At 74.9% G+C, this 18548-nt stretch carries 15 protein-coding genes and 1 tRNA gene; 9 read left to right on the plus strand and 7 right to left on the minus strand.

Going from position 1 to position 18548, the window contains the following annotated elements; translation table 11 throughout:
- A partial coding sequence (locus tag VM242_05770) for a class I SAM-dependent methyltransferase (GenBank protein HVM04660.1) occupies window positions 1-625 on the minus strand: 625 nt, incomplete at its 3' end.
- Window positions 626-732: 107 nt separating this feature from the next.
- Between VM242_05770 and VM242_05775 the strand changes: the two genes are divergently transcribed.
- The 3 genes from VM242_05775 (at window position 733) to VM242_05785 (ending at window position 7031) form a co-directional block, all read left to right on the plus strand.
- A complete protein-coding gene (locus tag VM242_05775) occupies window positions 733-2115 on the plus strand; it encodes a glycosyltransferase family 4 protein (protein HVM04661.1) in 1383 nt (460 codons plus the stop codon).
- Window positions 2116-2282: 167 nt separating this feature from the next.
- The gene (locus VM242_05780; GenBank protein ID HVM04662.1) at window positions 2283-3815 is read left to right on the plus strand and encodes a hypothetical protein; all 1533 of its coding nucleotides are present in this window, start codon (window positions 2283-2285) and stop codon (window positions 3813-3815) included.
- Between the two features lie 114 nt (window positions 3816-3929).
- Window positions 3930-7031, plus strand: coding sequence for a glycosyltransferase (locus VM242_05785; GenBank protein HVM04663.1), 3102 nt, complete (start codon window positions 3930-3932; stop codon window positions 7029-7031).
- A gap of 107 nt (window positions 7032-7138) precedes the next feature.
- On the opposite strand, the gene VM242_05790 is transcribed toward VM242_05785, so the two are convergent.
- On the minus strand, window positions 7139-8014 hold the full coding sequence (locus VM242_05790; protein HVM04664.1) for a sulfurtransferase: 876 nt from the start codon (window positions 8012-8014) through the stop codon (window positions 7139-7141).
- Window positions 8015-8078: 64 nt separating this feature from the next.
- Between VM242_05790 and VM242_05795 the strand changes: the two genes are divergently transcribed.
- From VM242_05795 to VM242_05805, 3 genes are all read left to right on the plus strand, one after another.
- A complete protein-coding gene (locus VM242_05795) occupies window positions 8079-8546 on the plus strand; it encodes a SufE family protein (GenBank protein ID HVM04665.1) in 468 nt (155 codons plus the stop codon).
- Window positions 8547-8685: 139 nt separating this feature from the next.
- Window positions 8686-10632, plus strand: a complete 1947-nt coding sequence (locus VM242_05800; protein ID HVM04666.1) for an AMP-binding protein — start codon at window positions 8686-8688, stop codon at window positions 10630-10632.
- The gene (locus VM242_05805) at window positions 10629-11234 is read left to right on the plus strand and encodes a GNAT family protein (GenBank protein HVM04667.1); all 606 of its coding nucleotides are present in this window, start codon (window positions 10629-10631) and stop codon (window positions 11232-11234) included. The genes VM242_05800 and VM242_05805 overlap by 4 nt, the downstream gene beginning before the upstream one ends.
- Window positions 11235-11266: 32 nt before the next feature.
- Here the strand turns inward: VM242_05805 and VM242_05810 are convergent, their stop codons facing one another.
- Window positions 11267-12217 (minus strand): PD-(D/E)XK nuclease family protein, encoded by a 951-nt coding sequence (locus tag VM242_05810; protein ID HVM04668.1) that lies wholly within the window; start codon window positions 12215-12217, stop codon window positions 11267-11269.
- Between the two features lie 90 nt (window positions 12218-12307).
- Between VM242_05810 and VM242_05815 the strand changes: the two genes are divergently transcribed.
- A complete protein-coding gene (locus tag VM242_05815) occupies window positions 12308-12649 on the plus strand; it encodes a hypothetical protein (protein HVM04669.1) in 342 nt (113 codons plus the stop codon).
- Window positions 12650-12777: 128 nt separating this feature from the next.
- Here VM242_05815 and VM242_05820 read toward each other — a convergent pair.
- From VM242_05820 to VM242_05835, 4 genes are all read right to left on the minus strand, one after another.
- Window positions 12778-12864, minus strand: a tRNA-Leu gene (locus VM242_05820).
- Between the two features lie 35 nt (window positions 12865-12899).
- Window positions 12900-15878: a SpoIIE family protein phosphatase gene (locus tag VM242_05825; GenBank protein HVM04670.1), complete on the minus strand. Its 2979-nt coding sequence runs from the start codon at window positions 15876-15878 to the stop codon at window positions 12900-12902.
- A 103-nt stretch (window positions 15879-15981) separates the two neighbouring features.
- A complete protein-coding gene (locus VM242_05830; GenBank protein HVM04671.1) occupies window positions 15982-16728 on the minus strand; it encodes a phosphatase PAP2 family protein in 747 nt (248 codons plus the stop codon).
- Complete coding sequence (locus tag VM242_05835; GenBank protein ID HVM04672.1) at window positions 16725-17192, minus strand: TIGR00725 family protein; 468 nt, start codon at window positions 17190-17192, stop codon at window positions 16725-16727. The genes VM242_05830 and VM242_05835 overlap by 4 nt, the downstream gene beginning before the upstream one ends.
- Between VM242_05835 and arsC the strand changes: the two genes are divergently transcribed.
- Both arsC and VM242_05845 read left to right on the plus strand, forming a co-directional pair.
- On the plus strand, window positions 17191-17535 hold the full coding sequence (arsC, locus tag VM242_05840) for an arsenate reductase (glutaredoxin) (GenBank protein ID HVM04673.1): 345 nt from the start codon (window positions 17191-17193) through the stop codon (window positions 17533-17535). The genes VM242_05835 and arsC overlap by 2 nt on opposite strands.
- 39 nt (window positions 17536-17574) lie before the next feature.
- The coding region (locus VM242_05845; GenBank protein HVM04674.1) for a radical SAM protein at window positions 17575-18548 on the plus strand (974 nt) is incomplete at its 3' end.

Raw genomic sequence — 18548 nt, forward strand, 5'->3', positions numbered from 1 at the left:
CGGGGTCGCCCTCGACGGCGTCGACGACGCCCTCGTCGAACTCCTCCCGGCGGACGTCGATGTCGGTGTCGAACACCCCGGCCGTCGTGCGGCGCACGTCCACCGGGACCAGGCCGGCCTCCCGGAAGGTCTCGTACACCGAGCCCCGCGTGAAGAAGCGCACGCGGGTGGCGTCCAGCAGGCCGAGCGGCCGGTAGTCGAATCGCCCCTTCAGCAGAGCGAGGCGCACCGCGCCGTGGGCGACGTTGGGGATGGAGGCCACGACCGCCCCCGTGTCGACGAGAAGCGGGCGCACCCTCCGCAGGGTCGCGACGGGGTCGGCGACGCGGTCCAGGACGTCGCCGAACACCACGACGTCGAAGCTCTCCTTGCCGAAATGGCGGACCAGGTCGAGCTCGTCCACGTCACCGATGAGCACCTCGTCGAGGACCTCGGCGGCCGCCTCGGCGGCCGCCTCGTCGATCTCCACGCCGGCGACCCGGCAGCCCCGGGCCTTCAGGGCGCGGCCCAGATGGCCGGCGCCGCAGCCGACGTCCAGCACGCGACGGTCCGGCCCGGTCAGCTCGACGAGGAGGGCATGGCTCGTGTCCGGGTTGGGGAGGTCGATCTCGGCCCCGTGTCTCATTCGCCTCCTCTGCTCCGCCCCCGGGCGTCGCATCCCCGTCGAGATCGAGCCGGGAGCCTAATCGTTCCCCCGGGCGGGCCCGGCGCGCAGGCCCTAACGTGCGGGCCGTGGGAGGACAGTCGGGTCGGCGCATCGCGGTGGTCACCCCCGAGCCGCTCACCAGGCGCATGGCCGGGCCCGCCATCCGGGCCTGGCACATGGCCGAGGCCCTGGGCGGCGAGCACGAGGTGGAGCTCGCCACCACCGGCGCGTGCGAGCGGTTCCACTCCCGGTTCCACGCCTCGTCGGTCTCGGCCGGCGGGATGCGCCGCCTGGAGCGGTGGTGCGACGTGCTGGTGTTCCAGGGCGGCCTGCTGCACGACCACCCGTTCCTGAACGACTCGCCCAAGGTGCTGGTCGCCGACGTCTACGACCCGTTCCACCTCGAGAACTTCGAGCAGACGCGGGGGCAGGCGCCGGCGGTGCGCGACGGCACCGTCCGTCGCCTCACCGAGGTGTTGAACGAGCAGCTCCGGCGGGGCGACTTCTTCCTGTGCGCGTCCGAGCGACAGCGGGACTTCTGGCTCGGGGGGCTGGCCGCCCTCGGCCGCGTCAACCCGGCGAACTACGACGCCGACCCGACCCTGCGGTCGCTCGTGGACGTGGTGCCGTTCGGACTGCCCGGCGCCGCGCCGCAGAAGGCCCACCCGGTGGTCCGGGGCGTCGTCCCCGGGATCAGCTGGGACGACAAGGTGATCCTGTGGGCGGGCGGCGTCTACAACTGGCTGGACCCGCTGACCCTGGTCCGGGCCGTCGACCGCCTCCGCCACCGCGTCCCGAACGTGCGGCTCTACTTCCTCGGCCTCCAGCACCCCAACCCCGACATCCCCGGGATGCGGGTGGCCACCGAGCTGCGCCGGCTGGCCGAGCAGCTCGGCCTGGTCGGGACGTCGGTGTTCTTCAACGAGGGCTGGGTCGACTACGAGTCCCGGGCCGACTTCCTGCTGGAGGCGGACGTGGGGGTGAGCACCCACCTGGACCACGTCGAGACGGCGTACTCGTTCCGCAGCCGGATGCTCGACTACCTGTGGGCCGGGCTGCCCGTCGTCGCCACCGGCGGCGACGCCTTCGCCGACCTGATCGCCGACGAGGACCTGGGCGCCGCCGTCCCGCCGGGCGACGAGGAGGCCCTGGCGGAGGCACTGTTCGACCTCCTGGCCGACGACCGGCGGGCCAAGGAGTGCCGCGAGAACGTCGCCCGCGTCGCTCCCCGCTTCACCTGGGAGAACGCCCTCGAGCCGCTCCTGGCGTTCTGCCGCGACCCGCGGCGCGCGCCCGACCTCGCCGCCGGCAGGAACGCCCCGGCGCCGGCCCTGTCGGTGGTCGGGCGACGGGCCCGCTGGCTGTCGGCGGCGCCGCGGATGGTGGCGGCCACGTACCGGGACGGCGGGGCGCATCTGGTCCTGCGCCGGGCGGCCGGCAAGGCCCGCCGGGTGCTCGGAGCGCGCTGACCGGCTCGCTGCGTGCTTAACCTGTTGGGCGGTGCACCGGCGGCGGGACCCGTGAAGCAGCGGGACGACGCCGGCCGTCGACACCGGATGCCCCGCCCGTGCCGCCCGCCGTCGGGGGCGGCCACCCCACTCCCATCCGCACGATCCGCAGAAGAGAGGACACCCACGTGCAGCGTCGCCTGATCGGTGCCGTCCTGACGTCGCTCACCCTCGTCGCCGCCTGCGGCGGCGGGGACGACTCCGCCGGGGGCGGCGAGGAGGCGGCCGACGTCCCCAGCCCCTTCACGCCGGCGCCGCCCGCCGGCGCCGAGAACATCCCCGTGGAGCCGGCGTCGTACAACTACAGCCCGGCGGTGATGGACGAGGGCAACGTGGTGAAGGCCTGGTGGTGCAGCGCCCGACCCGAGGCGGCCACCGACAACATCTGGTACCAGGAGTACGACAAGACGACGAAGCAGTACACGAACCGCAGGTCGGTGCTCCAGACGGGGCGGCCGGGCACCAGCGACTGGGACAGCTTCGGGGTGTGCCACCCCACCGTGATCAAGGGCCAGTGGCCGGGCCCGAACGGGCAGACCTACACCTACGCCATGTACTACACGTCGACCAACGAGGCGACGGGCGGCGGGTCGAACAACAGCACCGGGGTGGTGTTCTCCACCGACGGCATCAACTGGGACGGCCAGCACGACCGCCACAACCCGATGATCCGCCAGAAGGTCCGCAACGTGCCGGGGACCTACGGCGCCGGCCTCCCGGCGGCGTGGAGCAGGGGCGGGGCGGCCGTCACGCTGCTGTGGATCGACACCACCTGGGACCGCCGGGCCGACCCGGCCAACCCCTACGCGTCGCGGGCGGTGGTGGCGGAGTCGAACGACGGCATCAGGTTCTCGCCCGCCCGCACCATCTCGCAGCAGGGCGCCCCGGCCTACTGGAAGAACGACTTCGCGTTCGACGACTCCGTCCAGCCGGCGATGGTGTACTCGGCGCAGGCCCTGGAGTTCCGGGCCGGCACCGGCCCCAAGGACAAGAACGAGACCTACAACTTCGGGCTCTACCGGATGCCGATGGCCGAGATGCTGGCCGGCGGCGGGACGTGGGAGCACCTGGGAACGGTCGACACCAACCTCACCGGGCTCCCGCTCAACTTCGAGCCGGGCCTGGTGCGCTCGCCCGAGGGCAAGGTGGCGGGCGACGTCATGAGGGACGGGCTGCGGGTGTGGTTCGGCGGTGGCGGCCAGACGCCCGACACCTGGCAGCTGCGGGCGCTCACGCTGGACCTCGACAACAAGCGGATGCCGCTCCTCCAGTACCAGGCGGGCGGTTCGTACTGGGCCACGACGGGGTTCGTCCCCCAGTCGATCCGTGACGGCGACGACGACCCCGAGGTCCTCGGGCTGCTGGACGTCGCCCTGGGCGAGGGCCGGGTCCCGCTCTACGCCTGCCAGCGCGGTCCGCTCACCATCGGCGCCGACGGCACGCTCACCGGCGCCGGGGCCGACCGCTTCGTCTCGCTCCAGCAGTGCGAGGGGACGAACCGGCTGGGCGTGAACGGGTACCTGTACGCCCAGCCGCCCGCCGGCGTGGAGACCAAGCCGCTGTTCGCCTGCAAGGACGGCAACGCCCAGTTCCTCTCGCTCGACGAGGGGTGCGACGGGAAGACCGTCGAGGCGCCGCTGGGCCACATCGCGGCCGGCTAGGACGGGCGCTCTAGAGCGGCTCGGGGGCCCCGTGCTAGAACGATCCATCGTGCCCAGGGAGCGGACCGTGCGAGGGCTGCTCCTACGGCGCGTCCGTCGCCCCGGGCCGCCTCGGTGAGCGACCGCGGGCGACCGGGCGGCGACGCCGGACGGTCCGCCGAGGAGCTGGCCCAGGCCCTGGAGGGCCAGGCCCGTCGGCTCGCCGGGCGCCTGCTGCCGCGAGGGAGCCGCCGGCGCCGGCTGGGCGGCCTGGCCGGGGCGGCCGTCAACGAGGCCCGCTCGGCGACGATCCGGCTCAAGGACCACTGGGAGGCGCACCGCCCCGAGGACCAGCGCCGCCCGCCCACCTACACCGAGTGGCGCGCCGAGCACGCCGCCACGCCCGACGCCCTGGGCACCCAGCGCCACCTGTCCCACTACGCGGCGCGCCCCGTGCACTTCCGGGTGGTGGTGCTCGACGACGGCGAGGGCGACCTGCGCCGCACCCTCGCCTCGCTGCGGCGCCAGTCATGGGAGCAGTGGAGCGCCATCGTCCTCTCCGAGCACCGCTCCGACGTCACCGGCGACGACCAGCGGTGCTCGGGCCTTCGGGTCGTCGGCGGCCTGGCCGCCCAGCTCGGCCACCTGAACACGGTCGTGTCGGCCGACGTCGGCACCGGCCCCGACGGGCCCACCGCCGCCCGCACCTTCGTGCTGTGGGTCAACGCCGGCGACGTGCTGGCGCCCGACTGCCTGTACGAGGTGGCCACCGTCGCCACGCGCGACCCCGTGGTGGACGTCGTCTACTGGGACGACGACCTCCTGGGCGGGGCCCGGGGCCGCCACCGCCCCCGGTTCCGGCCGTCGTGGTCCCCCGAGATGCTGCTCGGTGCCAACTTCGCCGGGTCGTCGTTCGCCGTGCGCCTGTCCCGCCTCCTGGCCGTCGGCGGGATGCGCCCGGAGACCGGCGAGGCGGCGTGGTGGGACCTGCTGCTGCGGGCCGACCTGGCGGTCGAGAACGCCGCGCGCGTGCCCCGGGTGCTGGCGTCGCTCACCCGCCGCCGCGGCGAGGAGATCACGGCGGCGGCCGTGCGGGTCGTGGCCGAACGGCTGGCGGCGGCCGGCGTGCCGGCCCGGGCCGAGGCGGCGGCCGCCTGCGTGCGGCTGCGCTGGGAGCTGGAGCGGTGGCCCAAGGTGTCGATCGTCGTCCCGACCCGCCACAACCGCCCCCTCCTGCGCCGCTGCCTGGCGAGCATCGCCACCACGGACTACCCCGAGGTCGAGGTCGTCGTGGTGGACAACGGGCCCCGCACGCCCGGGAACGAGGCGTGGTACGAGGCGTCGTTCCGGGGCGTCGACCTGCGGGTCGACTGGTGGGACAAGCCGTTCAACTACTCGGCGGTGAACAACCGGGGGGCCCGGCTGGCGAGCGGCGAGGTGCTCGTCTTCCTCAACGACGACACCGAGGTGCTCGACCCCGGCTGGCTCCGCGAGCTGGTGGGCTGGGCCCAGCAGCCGGTCGTCGGCGCCGTGGGCCTCCAGCTCCTCGACACCGAGGGCCGCCTCCAGTTCGCGGGCACGATCCTCGGCCTCACCGGTTTCGCCGACCATGTCTTCCAGGGCATGGAGCCCGGTTCGGACAGCCTGCTCGGGCCCACCGCCTGGTACCGCAACGTGCTCGCCGTCACCGGCGCCTGCATGGCCGTGCGCCGGGAGTCGTTCGAGTCGGTGGGCGGGTTCGACGAGCGGTTCGTGCTGTGCGGGAGCGACGTCGCCCTGTGCCTCGACCTGCGCATCACCGGCCTGCGCAACGTGTGCAGCCCGTTCGCGGCCCTGCGCCACCTGGAGTCCGCCACGCGGGGGGAAGGCGTCCCCAAGGACGACTTCTACATGAGCTACTGGCGCTACCAGGCGTGGCTCTTCGGCGGCGACCCCTACTACTCGCCCAACCTGTCGCTCCGCCACCGCCAGCCGGAGCTGCGGTCGAAGGACGACAAGACGGCGCCGCAGCTGATCGCCGGGGCCCTGGAGCGCACCTTCGAGGTGTTCCGCCAGCAGAGCGACGCCCAGGAGGCCACCCAGTACGCCCGGGACTGCCGGGCCGGCGAGGCCGACGTGGTGGCCAACCGGGCGCTCCACGCCGCCAACCGGGCCCCGTTCGAGCCCGAGACGGTGAACTGGTTCATCCCCGAGCTGGACAGCCCGTTCTACGGGGGCATCAACACCGCCTTCCGCATCGCCGACCACCTGGCCCGCAACCACGGCGTGGTGAACCGCTTCGTGGTGTGGGGGCGGGGCCCCGAGCGGTTCGTGCGCTCGGCCATCGCCGCCGCGTTCCCCGCCATCTCCGACAGCCCCATCCACTTCCACGACGTGTGGCTGCCCGAGGCGTTCGAGAAGATCCCGCCTGCCGACGTGTCGATCTCGACCCTGTGGCTGACCGCCTACCAGCTGTCCCGCTTCCAGGGGACGCGCCGGAAGTTCTACCTGATCCAGGACTTCGAGCCCGTCTTCTACCCCGCGGGGACCATGTACGCGCTGGCCGAGGAGAGCTACCGGCTGGGCCTGTACGGGCTGTGCAACACCGAGGTGCTCCAGCGGGTGTACCGGACGGAGTACGCCGGCGTGGGCCAGCACTTCGTGCCCGCCGTCGACCGGACCATCTTCCACGCCGACGACCGCCCCGAGCCCTCGCCCGACCGCCCCGCCACCGTGTTCGTGTACGCCCGGGCCGGCCACTGGCGGAACTGCTGGGAGCTGGCGTCGGTCGCCCTCCAGGAGCTGAAGGAGCGCCTGGGCGACCGGGTCCGCATCGTCGCCGCCGGGTCGTGGGCCCAGCCCGGCGGGCGCGACCTCGACACGGTCGTGAACCACCTCGGCCTGCTCGACTACCGCGCCACCGGGCCGTTCTACCGGACGTGCGACGTGGGCCTGGCCCTCACCGTGTCCAAGCACCCGTCGTACCTGCCGCTCGAGCTCATGGCGTGCGGCGTCCCCGTGGTGGCCTTCGACAGCCCCAACTTCCGGTGGCTGCTGAAGGACGAGGAGAACTGCCTGCTGGTCGAGCAGACGGTGGACGGCGTGGTGGACGGGCTGGAGCGGCTGGTGGTGGACGTCGAGCTGCGCCGGCGCCTGGCCCGCCAGGGCCTGGCCGACATCAGCGCCAACCACGCCAGCTGGGACAAGGCCCTGGCCGGCGTCTACCGCTTCCTCTGCGACCCCGAACAGGCGGGCTGACCTCCCAGGCGGGCTGACGCCCGCCGGAGAGGCGTCGTCGCCGGGCTGGTCGCCCGGCGCTTCGTTGTCCTACCCCACGGAATGCCCTTCGGGGATTCGTCGTGGGGTCAGCGCTCGATGGGCGCACGGACGAGGTTGCCCCACTCGGTCCACGAGCCGTCGTAGTTGCGCACCGTCGGGTAGCCGAGCAGGTGGTGCAGGACGAACCACGTGTGGCTGGAGCGCTCGCCGATGCGGCAGTAGACGATCACGTCGTCATCGGGGGAGATCCCCTGCTCGTCGGCGTAGATGGCCCGCAGCTCGTCGGGCGTCTTGAAGGTCCCGTCGTCGTTGGCGGCCCGCTTCCACGGGACGCTGGACGCGCCGGGGATGTGGCCGCCCCGCAGGGCGCCCTCCTGGGGGTAGTCGGCCATGTGCAGCAGCTCGCCGGAGTACTCGCCGGGGGAGCGCACGTCCACCAGCCGCCCCTTGGCGTCCACGTGGTCCATCACGTCGTCGCGGAAGGCCCGGATGGCCGGGTCCTTGCGCTCCACCACGGGGTAGTCGGCGGGCGGGCGGGACGGGACGTCGGTGGTCATCGGCCGGCCCTCCTCCGTCCACTTCATGCGACCGCCGTTGAGGAGGCGGACGTCGGGGTGCTCGAACAGGGTGAAGACCCACAGGGCGTAGGCGGCCCACCAGTTGAAGTTGTCGCCGTAGAACACCACGGTGGAGTCCCGGGAGATCCCGTGCCGGGACATGAGGGCGGCGAACTTCTCGCCGTCCACGTAGTCGCGGGTGACGGGGTCGTTCAGGTCGAGGTGCCAGTCGACCTTGACGGCACCGGGGATGTGGCCGGTGTCGTAGAGCAGCACGTCCTCGTCGGACTCGACGATCACCACGTCGGGGTCGTCGAGGTGCTCGGCCAGCCACCCGGTGGTGACCAGCACCTCGGGGCGGGCGTACTGCTGGAGCTCGGGGGACGGATCCGGGGGGACGGGCATCTCGGCACTCTCCTCGCTCGGGCTACCCGCGCACCCTACCGACAACCGGTGGGATGATGGGAGGGTGACGACGGCCGCCCCCGAACGGCTCCAGCGCATCGTCGACCTGTTCGCCGGCGCGCCCAAGGAGCTGCGGGTCCAGGCCCTCCTCGACTACTCCCGCCAGCTGCCGCCCCTGCCGCCCCACCTGGCCGGCAACCGCCAGGCCATGGAGCAGGTGCCCGAGTGCCAGACGCCGTTCTTCCTGGCCACCAAGGTGCAGGACAACGGCCGGGTGCGGCTGTGGTTCGACGTGCCGGCGGAGGCGCCCACCACCCGGGGCTTCGCCGGGATCCTGGCCGGCGGCCTCGACGGCGCCACCGCCGAGGAGGTGCTGGCCACCCCCAACGACTTCTACACGCGCATGGGGCTGGCCGAGGTGATCTCGTCGCTCCGCCTGCGGGGCATGGGCGCCATCCTGGCCCGCCTCAAGCGCCAGGTCCGCGACCAGGTCGAGGCCCGCAGCGGCGACGCCGCCGAGCCGTCCGCCTGAGCCGCTCCGGCGGACCGGGGCGAGCGTTCTTGCACCAGGAACCGACCGCTGGTGGTCGATTCCTGGTGCAGGAAGCGGGCGGCGAGATGGGTCGGGCACGGCCCCGTCGTGGCGCGTGCGGAGTACCTATCCTGCGACCGTGACGGACGGGCCGGCGGACGCGGTGTGGTTCCCACCCGACGACATCGCCGGCACCAACCTCGGTCGGTTCATGGCCGCCGAGGGTGTGGGCGACTTCGCCGAGCTGCGGGCGCGGTCGGTCGACGAGCCGGAGTGGTTCTGGGACGCCGTCGTCCGCTTCCTGGACGTCCCCTTCGCGACGCCGTACTCGTCGGTGCTCGACACCAGCCGGGGCATCCCGTGGGCCACCTGGTTCAACGGCGGGCGCATGAACGTGGCCGAGCTGTGCCTCGGCCGCCACGCCGCCGCCGACCCCCACGGGCCCGCCCTCGTGTGGGAGGCCGAGGACGGCGAGACCCGCCGGTGGACGTGGGCCGAGCTGCGGGCCGAGGCCGACGGGCTGGCGGAGCTGCTGGCCGCCCGGGGCGTGGGCGAGGGGGACCGGGTCGGGGTCTTCCTGCCCATGCTCCCCGAGACGGTGGCCGCCCTCTTCGGGATCATGAAGGTGGGCGCCGTCTTCCTCCCGCTGTTCAGCGGCTACGGCGCGCCGGCGGTCGTCGGCCGGCTGGTCGACGCGGGGGCCAGGGCCCTCGTCACCGCCGACGGCACGCTGCGCCGGGGGCGGCTGGTCGACATGGCGTCGGTGGCGGCCGAGGCCGCGACTGCCGTCCCGACCCTCGAGACGGTGGTCGTCGTGCGCCGCCTGGGAAGCGCCGGCGGCGAGGGGGCGGCGCCGCTGCCCGGCGGGTGGCTGCCGTGGCCGGGACCGGCCGCCGCGCCGTTCCCCACCCGCACGGTGGACAGCGAGCACCCCCTGTTCATCGCCTACACGTCGGGCACCACGGGCCGGCCCAAGGGGACGGTCGCCGTCCACGGCGGCTTCGGCGTGAAGGTGGCGGAGGAGGCGGCGTTCCAGTTCGAGCTGACGTCGGCCGACACCCTGTTCTGGCTCACCGACATGGGGTGGATCATGGGCCCGTGGGAGGTCGTGGGCGCCCTGTCGACGGGCGCCACCCTCGCCCTCTACGACGGCGCACCCGACTGGCCCGGGCCCGACCGGCTGTGGGGGTTCCTCGAGGGCCGGGGCGTCACCGTGGTGGGCCTCAGCCCGACCTTCGTCCGGGCCCTGATGCCCCACGGCGATGCGCCGGTGAAGGCCCACGACCTGTCGGCCCTGCGGGTGCTGGCGTCGACCGGGGAGCCGTGGAACCCGGGCCCGTGGCGGTGGTACTTCGAGGTGGTGGGAGGCGGGCGCCGCCCGGTGGTGAACGTGTCGGGAGGCACCGAGGTGGGCGCCTGCTTCCTGACCCCCCACATCGCCGTCGACGCCATCAAGCCCACGTCCCTCGGCGGGCCGGCCCTGGGCATGGCCATGGACGTCTACGACGAGGAGGGGAGGCCGGTGCGCGGCCGGGTGGGCGAGCTGGTGTGCACCCGACCGTGGCCGGGGATGACGCGCGGGTTGTACAACGACCCCGAGCGCTACCTCGAGACGTACTGGAGCCGCTGGCCCGACGTGTGGGTGCATGGTGACTGGGCGTCGGTGGACGACGACGGCGCCTGGTTCCTCCACGGGCGCAGCGACGACACCATAAAGCTGGCGGGCAAGCGCCTGGGCCCGGCCGAGGTGGAGTCGGCGCTGGTGTCGCACCCGGCCGTGGTCGAGGCGGCGGCCGTGGGCGTGCCCGACGAGGTCAAGGGCGAGGCGCTGTGGTGCTTCGTGGTGGTGGCTCCGGACGTCGAGCCCGACGACGCCCTGCGGGCCGAGCTGGCCGACGTGGTGGCCGATGCGCTGGGCAAGGCGTTCCGCCCGTCGGCCGTGCGCTTCGTGGGCGCCCTCCCCAAGACCCGCAACGCCAAGGTGCTCCGCCGGGCCGTGCGGGCGGTGGCGGTGGGCGAAGACCCGGGCGACCTGTCGTCGCTCGAGGACCCGGCCACCCTGGCCGCCATCGGGGCGGCCCGGTGATCCGGTCGCTGCCGCTCGAGCTGCGGGGCCGGCGCGTCCTCCTGCGCCCGATGGTCCCCGCCGACTTCGAGCAGTGGCGGGAGGTCCGCCGCCGCTGCCGCGACTGGCTCACCCGCTGGGAGCCCCGCTCGTCACCGGGCCACCCCGACGTGGTGGAGGACGCACGGGCGTTCGCCGCCCGCTGCGGCGCCCGGGACCGCGAGCGCCAGATGGGCAGCGGCTACGGGTTCGGCATCTTCGTGGCCGACCGCTTCGCCGGCGAGATCAACCTGAACGGCGTGCAGCGGGGCGCCTTCCAGAACGCCTACGTCGGCTACTGGATCGACCAGGCCCAGGCCGGGCGGGGCTACACCCCGGAGGCGGCGGTGGTGGCGTTCCGGTTCGCGTTCGAGGAGCTCGACCTGCACCGGTTGCAGATCGCCATCATCCCGCGGAACGGGCCCAGCCGCCGGGTCGCGTCCAAGCTCGGCCTCCGCGACGAGGGCACGGCCCTGCGCTACCTGGAGATCGACGGCCGCTGGGAGGACCATGTGCGCTACGCCATCACGTCGGAGGAGTGGGTCGAGCGCCGCGACGACTACCTGAAGCAGTGGGTCCTGTAGCCCCCGGTCTCTAGTTCTCCGGGACGCCGTCGTCAGGCGTCGAGGCCGAGGGCCCGGCGCTGGTCGGCCCACGTGGCGGCGCCCGTGCAGGCGGCGCGCTCGCGGCAGTAGCCGCAGGCCGGGCCGGGGGCGAGCTCGGCCCGGCGGCCGCCCATGCGCAGCTCGTACAGGGCGCGGGCCCCGTCGACGGTGCGGCGGGCGGCGCTGCGCAGCAGGTCCTCGGTGACGTCCTCGGCGTGGTACTGGCCCGAGTCGAGGTACCAGCTGGCCACGCGGAAGGGCGGGACGCCGGCCCGCAGCGTCTCCAGCAGGGCGTAGAAGCGGAGGTCGTCGGCGCAGGCCCGACCCGGCCTGCCCGTCTTGAAGTCCACGATGAGGACGTTTGCGGTCGTGCCGACGGGCCGCCCCAGCGCCAGGTCGACCCTGCCCCGCAGCCAGATGCGGTCGGCGCACAGGGACGCCGACAGGCTCGACTCCAGGCGGGGGCGCCACGACCGCTTGATCGGCGGGAACTCGTCGGCGAACTTCAGCACCCGGTCGAGGGCGGCGCCCCGCAGCTCGGCCACCTCGACCGGATCGGCGGTGAGGAGCCAGGCCCCGGGCCCCCGGTCCTGATCGGCGGCCAGGCGGTCGAGGGCGACGTCGACCAGCTCCTCGGGCGGCGGCGGCGTGCGCATGGTGGCGGACAGCTCGATGGCCTTGTGGGCGACGGCGCCCACCGCCGTGACCGGCGACCACCCGAACGGGACCGCCTCCTCGCTCATGGCATGGCGCTCGCAGGCGTGCACCTGGGACAGGGCCCGCTTGGTGACGCCGAGCTGCTGGTGGCCCAGGGCATCGGCCACGCCGGCCAGGGCCGTCTCCATCTCGTCGCGCAGGGCCAGGGCGAGGCCGGCGTCGAAGGTGGGGCGGGGAGCGCCCCACCCCAGCAGCCCGGTGAGGGCCCTGGCCTGGGTCGGCGTGAGCGCCCCGTCGCCGTCCACGCGCCAAAGGGTAGGGGAGGGGTGTGACGCGGCCGTGGACCGGTCGCCGCCGCCGGCCCCGCTGTCACACCCGGGTGCGACCATCGGCCCGTGGAGACGGAACGAGCGCCCCGGTTCTGGGAGCTTGCCCGGCGGGTGGCGGCCGAGGGCCGGCGGCTGGGCCTGGCGTCGCCCGGGTTCCGCACGCCGCCGGTCCTCCCCGGGGCGCGGCGCACGCTGCGGCGCACGTCGACCGGCGCGGTGGTGGCGGTGGCCGTGGCGTCACGGGGGCGGCCGCCGTCCGCCGTCCTGGCCGACCTGGTGGACGGGCTGGTGCTGGCCAACGGCCTGGCCGGCGACGAGGCGGCGGCGTGCCGGCGGTCCCTGCTGGCCGGGCTGTCGCCCTCGCTCCCCGGCCCGGGCGCGCCGGCCCCGGCCGAGTCCGCCGCCTGAGCCGGCGCCGCCGGCCGGCGGCGCGCTCCCGCCGGGACCTCGGTTCCGGCGTCAGATCGGGGCGCTATCCGCCCGACTTTGCCGCCTGAGCCGGCGCCGCCGGAGCCGGCGCGCCGGCTGAGGAGAGGTGCCCGGGGCGGGATTCGAACCCGCACGGCCCTCGCGGGCCAGAGGGGTTTAAGCCCCCCGCGTCTGGCCAGTTCCGCCACCCGGGCGACGGGGGGCCACCGTAGGCGTTCCCTGCGCGGGATCAGCGCCGGCGGCGCCCCCGGAGCAGCTCGCACCGCACCAGCGCCCCCGACGACGCCGACCGCACGGCGCAGTCGTCGGCCAGCCGGGCGACGATGTGGAGCCCCCGGCCGCCCGGCGTGTCCACCGGCGGCGGGTGGACCGGGGGGAGGAGGGCGTCGAACCCGGCACCGTCGTCCGACACGTCCACCAGCACCCGCCGGTCGTCGATCGACACGTGCACGTCGGCGGCCGTGCGGGCCACCCGCTCGGCGTTGGTGGTGAGCTCGTTGGCCAGGATCACCACGTCTTCCACCAGCTCGGGCTCGTCGGGCAGGCGGGCCTCGAGCCACGACTGGAGGCGCCGCCGGGCCCGGACGACGCTGCTGGCCGAGGGCACCACGTGCTGGTGGAACGAGCCGGGCGGGCGGCGGATGACGAGCAGGGCCGTGTCGTCACGGGGCCGGCCGCCCACGAACTCGAGCAGCGTCCGCTCGATGGCGTCGGCCACCTCCTCGGCAGGCTGGCCGGCGCACGAGGCCAACGCCGCCTCGAGCACGCCGTCGGCGAAGCGGCCCTCGGCCGAGCGCGCCTCGACCACGCCGTCGGTGAAGAGCACGAGCGTGTGGCCGGGATCGATGGTGAAGGTGACGTCGGCCAGGCGCGGGTGCTCCACCAGGCCCACGGCCGTCCCGTGCTCGCCCACCGGGCGCACCGAGCCGTCGCGGCCGAGCAGGAGGGGCTGCGGGTGCCCGGCGCACGACAACCCGATGCGGACGCCGTCCATGCCGTACCGGACCAGGCCCAGGGCGACGGTGCAGAACCGCTCGGCGGGGCCCTCGTCCAGCACGGTCTTGTTGAGCACGTCGAGCACGCCCGACGGGCTGCTCTCCCACCGGGCGGCCGTCTTCACCGTGTACCGGGCCAGGGCGGTGAGCGACGCCGCCGCGATGCCCTTGCCGCTCACGTCGCCGATCACCACGCCCCACCGTCCACCGCCGGTGGCGAAGACGTCGTAGAAGTCGCCGCCCACCTCGGCGTCGGTGCCCACCGGCCGGTACCGGGCGGCGACCTCGAGGCCCGGGAGCACCGGGACCTCGGGCGGCAGGAGGCTGCGCTGGAGGGTGTGGGCGATGGCGGTGCGCGCCTGGTGGGAGCGGCCGTTCACCACGGCCGACGCCGCCCGCCCGGCCAGGTCCTCGACGAACGCCACGTCGGTCGGCCGATAGCGCCGGCCCGAGGCGCCCATGGCCACGACCACCACGCCGAGCGCCTCGTCGCCCGCCCGGATCGGGACGGCCAGAGCCGACCGGACGCCTGCCCGTCGCAGGGCGGAGGCGGCGTCGTCGGCCTCGGCCCCGGCCCGGCCGTCGGCGTCGTCCATGGTCCCGAGGAGCAGCGGGGCGCCCTGCTCCACCACCCGGAGGATCGGCGCCACGCCCAGGCAGGAGAGGGGCGAGGGCGGCCCCGCCTCCCCCCGGCCCCGCCCGTCGACGTGCTCGATGGCCACCGGCACCAGCTCGCCGTCGTCCACCAGGTGGATGGAGCACGCGTCGGCCACCGTGGGCACGGCGAGGGCGGCCACCTCGGACAGCGCCGCCGTGTGGTCCAGCGTCGACCCGAGCACGCGGCTGGCCTCGGCCAGGAAGCTCTGGCGCCGCGCCCGCTCCTGCTCCGCCTCGTGGAACGCGGCGCGGTCGAGGGCGGAGCCGGCCTGCTGGCCGACCGCCACCAGGAAGGCCCGGTCGTCCTCGTCGAAGCACCTCGGCTCGGGCCACCCCAGGGCGATGACGCCGGCCGGCCGCCCGGACGCCGTCAGCGGCACGCTGGCGGACGACTCGTTGCGGCTCGGCACCTCCCGGAGCACGGGGTAGCGCTCGTTCCTCTCCCGGAGCGAGCCGAGCAGCACCAGCTCCCCGGTGCGGGCCGCCTCGCTGGGCGGCAGGTCGGCGTCGAGGGGGAAGGTCAGGAACCGCTCGATCGTGCGCTCCTCGTAACCAACGTGGCGGACGACCCGGAGGTTCTCGCCGTCGTCGGTCACCAGGCACACCGCCCCGCTGCCGGCACCCAGGCCCTCGGCGACGTTGACGACGACCACCTCGGCCACGTCCGTCGACGTGCGCGCCTCGGCCAACCCCGAGGTGATGGCCTGGAGCCGGGCCAGCCGGCCGGCGGCCAGCTCGGCGGACCGGCGGGCCGCCTGCTCGGCGGCCAGGAGCCGGTCCCGCTCCTCCTCGGCCCGCTTGCGGTCGGTGATGTCGACGACCAGCCCCCGGGTGCCCGCCACCTCGCCGGAGTCGTCGTGGTACGCCTCGCCCCGCCGCTCGAGCCAGCGCAGCTCGCCGTCGGGGCGCACGATCCGGTGCTCGAGCTCGTAGGTGCCGCCCTCGGCGACGCTACGGGCGACCTCCTCGAGCAGCCGCGCCCGGTCGTCGGGGTGGACCAGGGTGATCCACTCCTCGAAGGTCCCGGCGGCCGGGTCGGGGTCGAGCCCGTAGAGGCGCTGGAGGTTGTGGTCGCGGACGACCCGGTCGGTCCGCCGGTCCCACACCCAGGTGCCCATGTTCCCGGCCCGCAGGGCCAGGCGGAGGTTCTCCCGGCTGCGGAGCAGCTCCTGCTCGGCGTGGCGGCGCCGGGTGACGTCGAAGGCGGCGCCGGCCAGGCCGGTGCACCGGCCGGAGGCGTCGAACGAGGGGACCCCGCGCTCGAGCATCCACCGCCAGTCGCCGGCCTCGTCGCGGAGGCGGTACTCGACCTCGAACGGCTCGCCCCGCTCCATCGCCCGGCGGTGCACCGCCCGCCGGCGCTCGGCGTCGCTGGCGTGGACGGCGTTGGGCGGCGGCCACCGGTGCATCCCGCGCGCCGCCGGGCGGGGCCCGCTGGCGGGCGGCGGGGCGGCGTCCGTGCACACGCCGTCCCGCCCGCAGGTCCACAGGTGGACATCGGGGCGCGACGACGGCAGCGTCTCGCCCGCCCGGCCTTCGCTGGTCTGCTCGGTCACACGTCTCTCTGGGCCCGGAAGGGCGCGGCAATGGTCCCCCGTATGATGGCGACGGGACGGGGCTCGTGCCACCCCCGCATTTGGGCGCCATCGGGCGTACCGGTCATGGCTCCAGGTCGGCGGACGCCTCCGGCTCGAGCCCGTCGGCGGCGCGCACCGGTGGCTCGCCCCGCTCGAGCCGCCACACGCTGAAGGCGGCGGTGGACGCGGCCAGCCACGCCGAGCCGAGGGCGAACCCGCCCAGGACGTCGGTGAGGTAGTGGACGCCGAGGGCCAGCCGGGAGGCGCCGATGGCCGCCACCAGCACCACCACGCCCGCCACCGTGGCCCGCCGCCTTCGGCGGGGGACCGCCGGCAGGAGGGCGAGGGTGACGGCGCCGTAGCTCACCGTCGACGCGGCGGCGTGCCCCGACGGGAAGCTGTAACCGCCGGCGGTGGCGACGGGCGGGTCGAGGACCGGGCGCTGGCGGTCGACGGTCACCTTGACCGCGGTGTTGAGCACGCCGCCGGCCAGCGCGGTCACGACCACGAACACGGCCAGGCGGCGCCTGCCGCGCGCCAGCGTGTAGGCGGCGGTGGCGGCGACGACGACGGCCAGCCACGCCGTCGCCCCCAGGAAGGTGACGACCCGGAGGGGGCCGACCACGCCGGGAGACCGGCGGACCCAGTCGTGCAGGTGCTCGGCCGCCGACGTGTCGGCCCGCGTGAGCGGGCCCGACCGGGCCACCTGGTCGAGGAGGAAGCCGAACGGGACGGCGACCAGCACCAGGGCGAGGGCGAACAGGGTGAGCCGGAGCCCGTAGCGGCTCTCCGGGTCCAGCCGGCGGGCGAACCGGCCGTCCGTCGTCATCCGCCGACGCGGGCGGCGGCGTGGCGGAGGGCGGCCGCGGCGGCCTCGGCCGGGGAGCCGGCCCGCTCGACACCGGCCACGTCCCACGTGGCCACGCCCACCACCGGCGTCCCCGACCGGAGGGCGAGGGCGATCTCCGACAGCGTCCCGTACCCCCCGGCCACCGCCACCACGGCGTCGGCCGCCCGGACCACCAGGGCGTTGCGGGCCTCGCCCAGCCCGGTGGCGACGGCCACGTCCACCCAGGGGTTGGCGGCGGCCCGGTCGGCGCCCGGCAGGATCCCGAGGGTGGTACCGCCCGACTCCTTGGCGCCCCGGCAGGCCGCCTCCATGACGCCGCCCAGACCGCCGCAGACGACCACCGCGCCGCCCTCGCCGAGCGCCCGGCCCACCGCCTCGGCGGCGACCAGGGCGTCCGGGGCGGCGTCGCCCGGACCGACCACGGCGACGTAGGCTCGCCCCATGGACACGACGGTCTACTTCAACCCGTCGTGCTCGAAGTGCCGCACCGTGGAGGGCATCCTGGCCGACAAGGGGGTGGACGCCGACTACGTGCGCTACCTGGACCAGGCCCCGACCCGGGAGAGGCTCGTCGAGCTCATGGGCATGCTCGGCATCGACGACCCCCGGGCAATGATGCGCACGGGCGAGCCCGTGTACCGCCAGCTCGGGCTGGCCGGCGCCGGTCGCGACGAGCTGCTCGACGCCGTCGTGGCGCACCCGGTCCTGCTCGAGCGGCCCATCGTCGTGCGCGAGGGGCGGGCGGTGATCGCCCGCCCGCCCGAGCGCGTCCTCGAGTTCCTGTAGTCCAGCCCGGTCGAACACTCGTTCGCTAGGCTGCGCCTCGTGACCGAGCTGCGCTGGAAGCTGGCCGACGACACGGGCGGGCAGGGCGTCTTCTTCGCCGACGAGGAGCTGGTCGACCGCCACCTCGGCCGGGGCGAGTACCGGGGCATGGAGTTCCTCCACGTGAACGCCCGCCGCATCGTCAACGAGGTGCCCAGGGCGTCCCGGGTGCCGTTCCGGTGGACGATCAACGCCTACCGGGGGTGCAGCCACGCCTGCGTCTACTGCTTCGCCCGCCCCACCCACGAGTACCTGGGGCTCGGCATCGGCGAGGACTTCGACCGCAAGCTGGTGGTGAAGGTCAACGCCGTCGAGCGGCTGCGGGCCGAGCTGGCGTCGCCGCGGTGGCCGGGCGACCACATCGCCATGGGCACCAACACCGACCCCTACCAGCGCTGCGAGGGGAGGTACCACCTCACCCGCGGCATCGTGCGGGTGCTGGGCGAGGCGGCCAACCCGTTCTCGATCCTCACCAAGTCCACGCTGGTCCTGCGTGACCTCGACGTCCTCACGGCGGCGGCGGCCCGGACGTCGGTGCGGGCCAACCTGTCCATCGGCACGCTGGACGAGGCGGTGTGGCGGGCCACCGAGCCGGGCACGCCCCACCCCCGGCGCCGGGTGGAGGCGGTGGCCCGGCTGAACGCGGCGGGCATCGAGTGCGGGGTGCTCGTGGCGCCCGTCCTGCCCGGCATCTCCGACGGGGCCGACCAGCTGGCCGAGGTGGTGGACGCCTGCGTGGCCGCCGGCGCCGTGTCGGTCACCGCCATTCCCCTCCACCTGCGGGCCGGCGTCCGCGAGCACTTCCTGGCCTGGCTGCGGTCCCACCGGCCCGACCTGGTCGGCGACTACGAGCGCCGCTACCGCCGGGCCTACCTCCCGGCGCCCGACCAGGAGGCGGTGGTCGGCCGGGTGCGCCGCCTGGTCGGGCGCCGGGAGGTAGGCCCGGCGGTAGCGGCGCTCGTAGTCGCCGACCA

This window comes from Acidimicrobiales bacterium (assembly GCA_035540975.1).
GTDB lineage: Bacteria > Actinomycetota > Acidimicrobiia > Acidimicrobiales.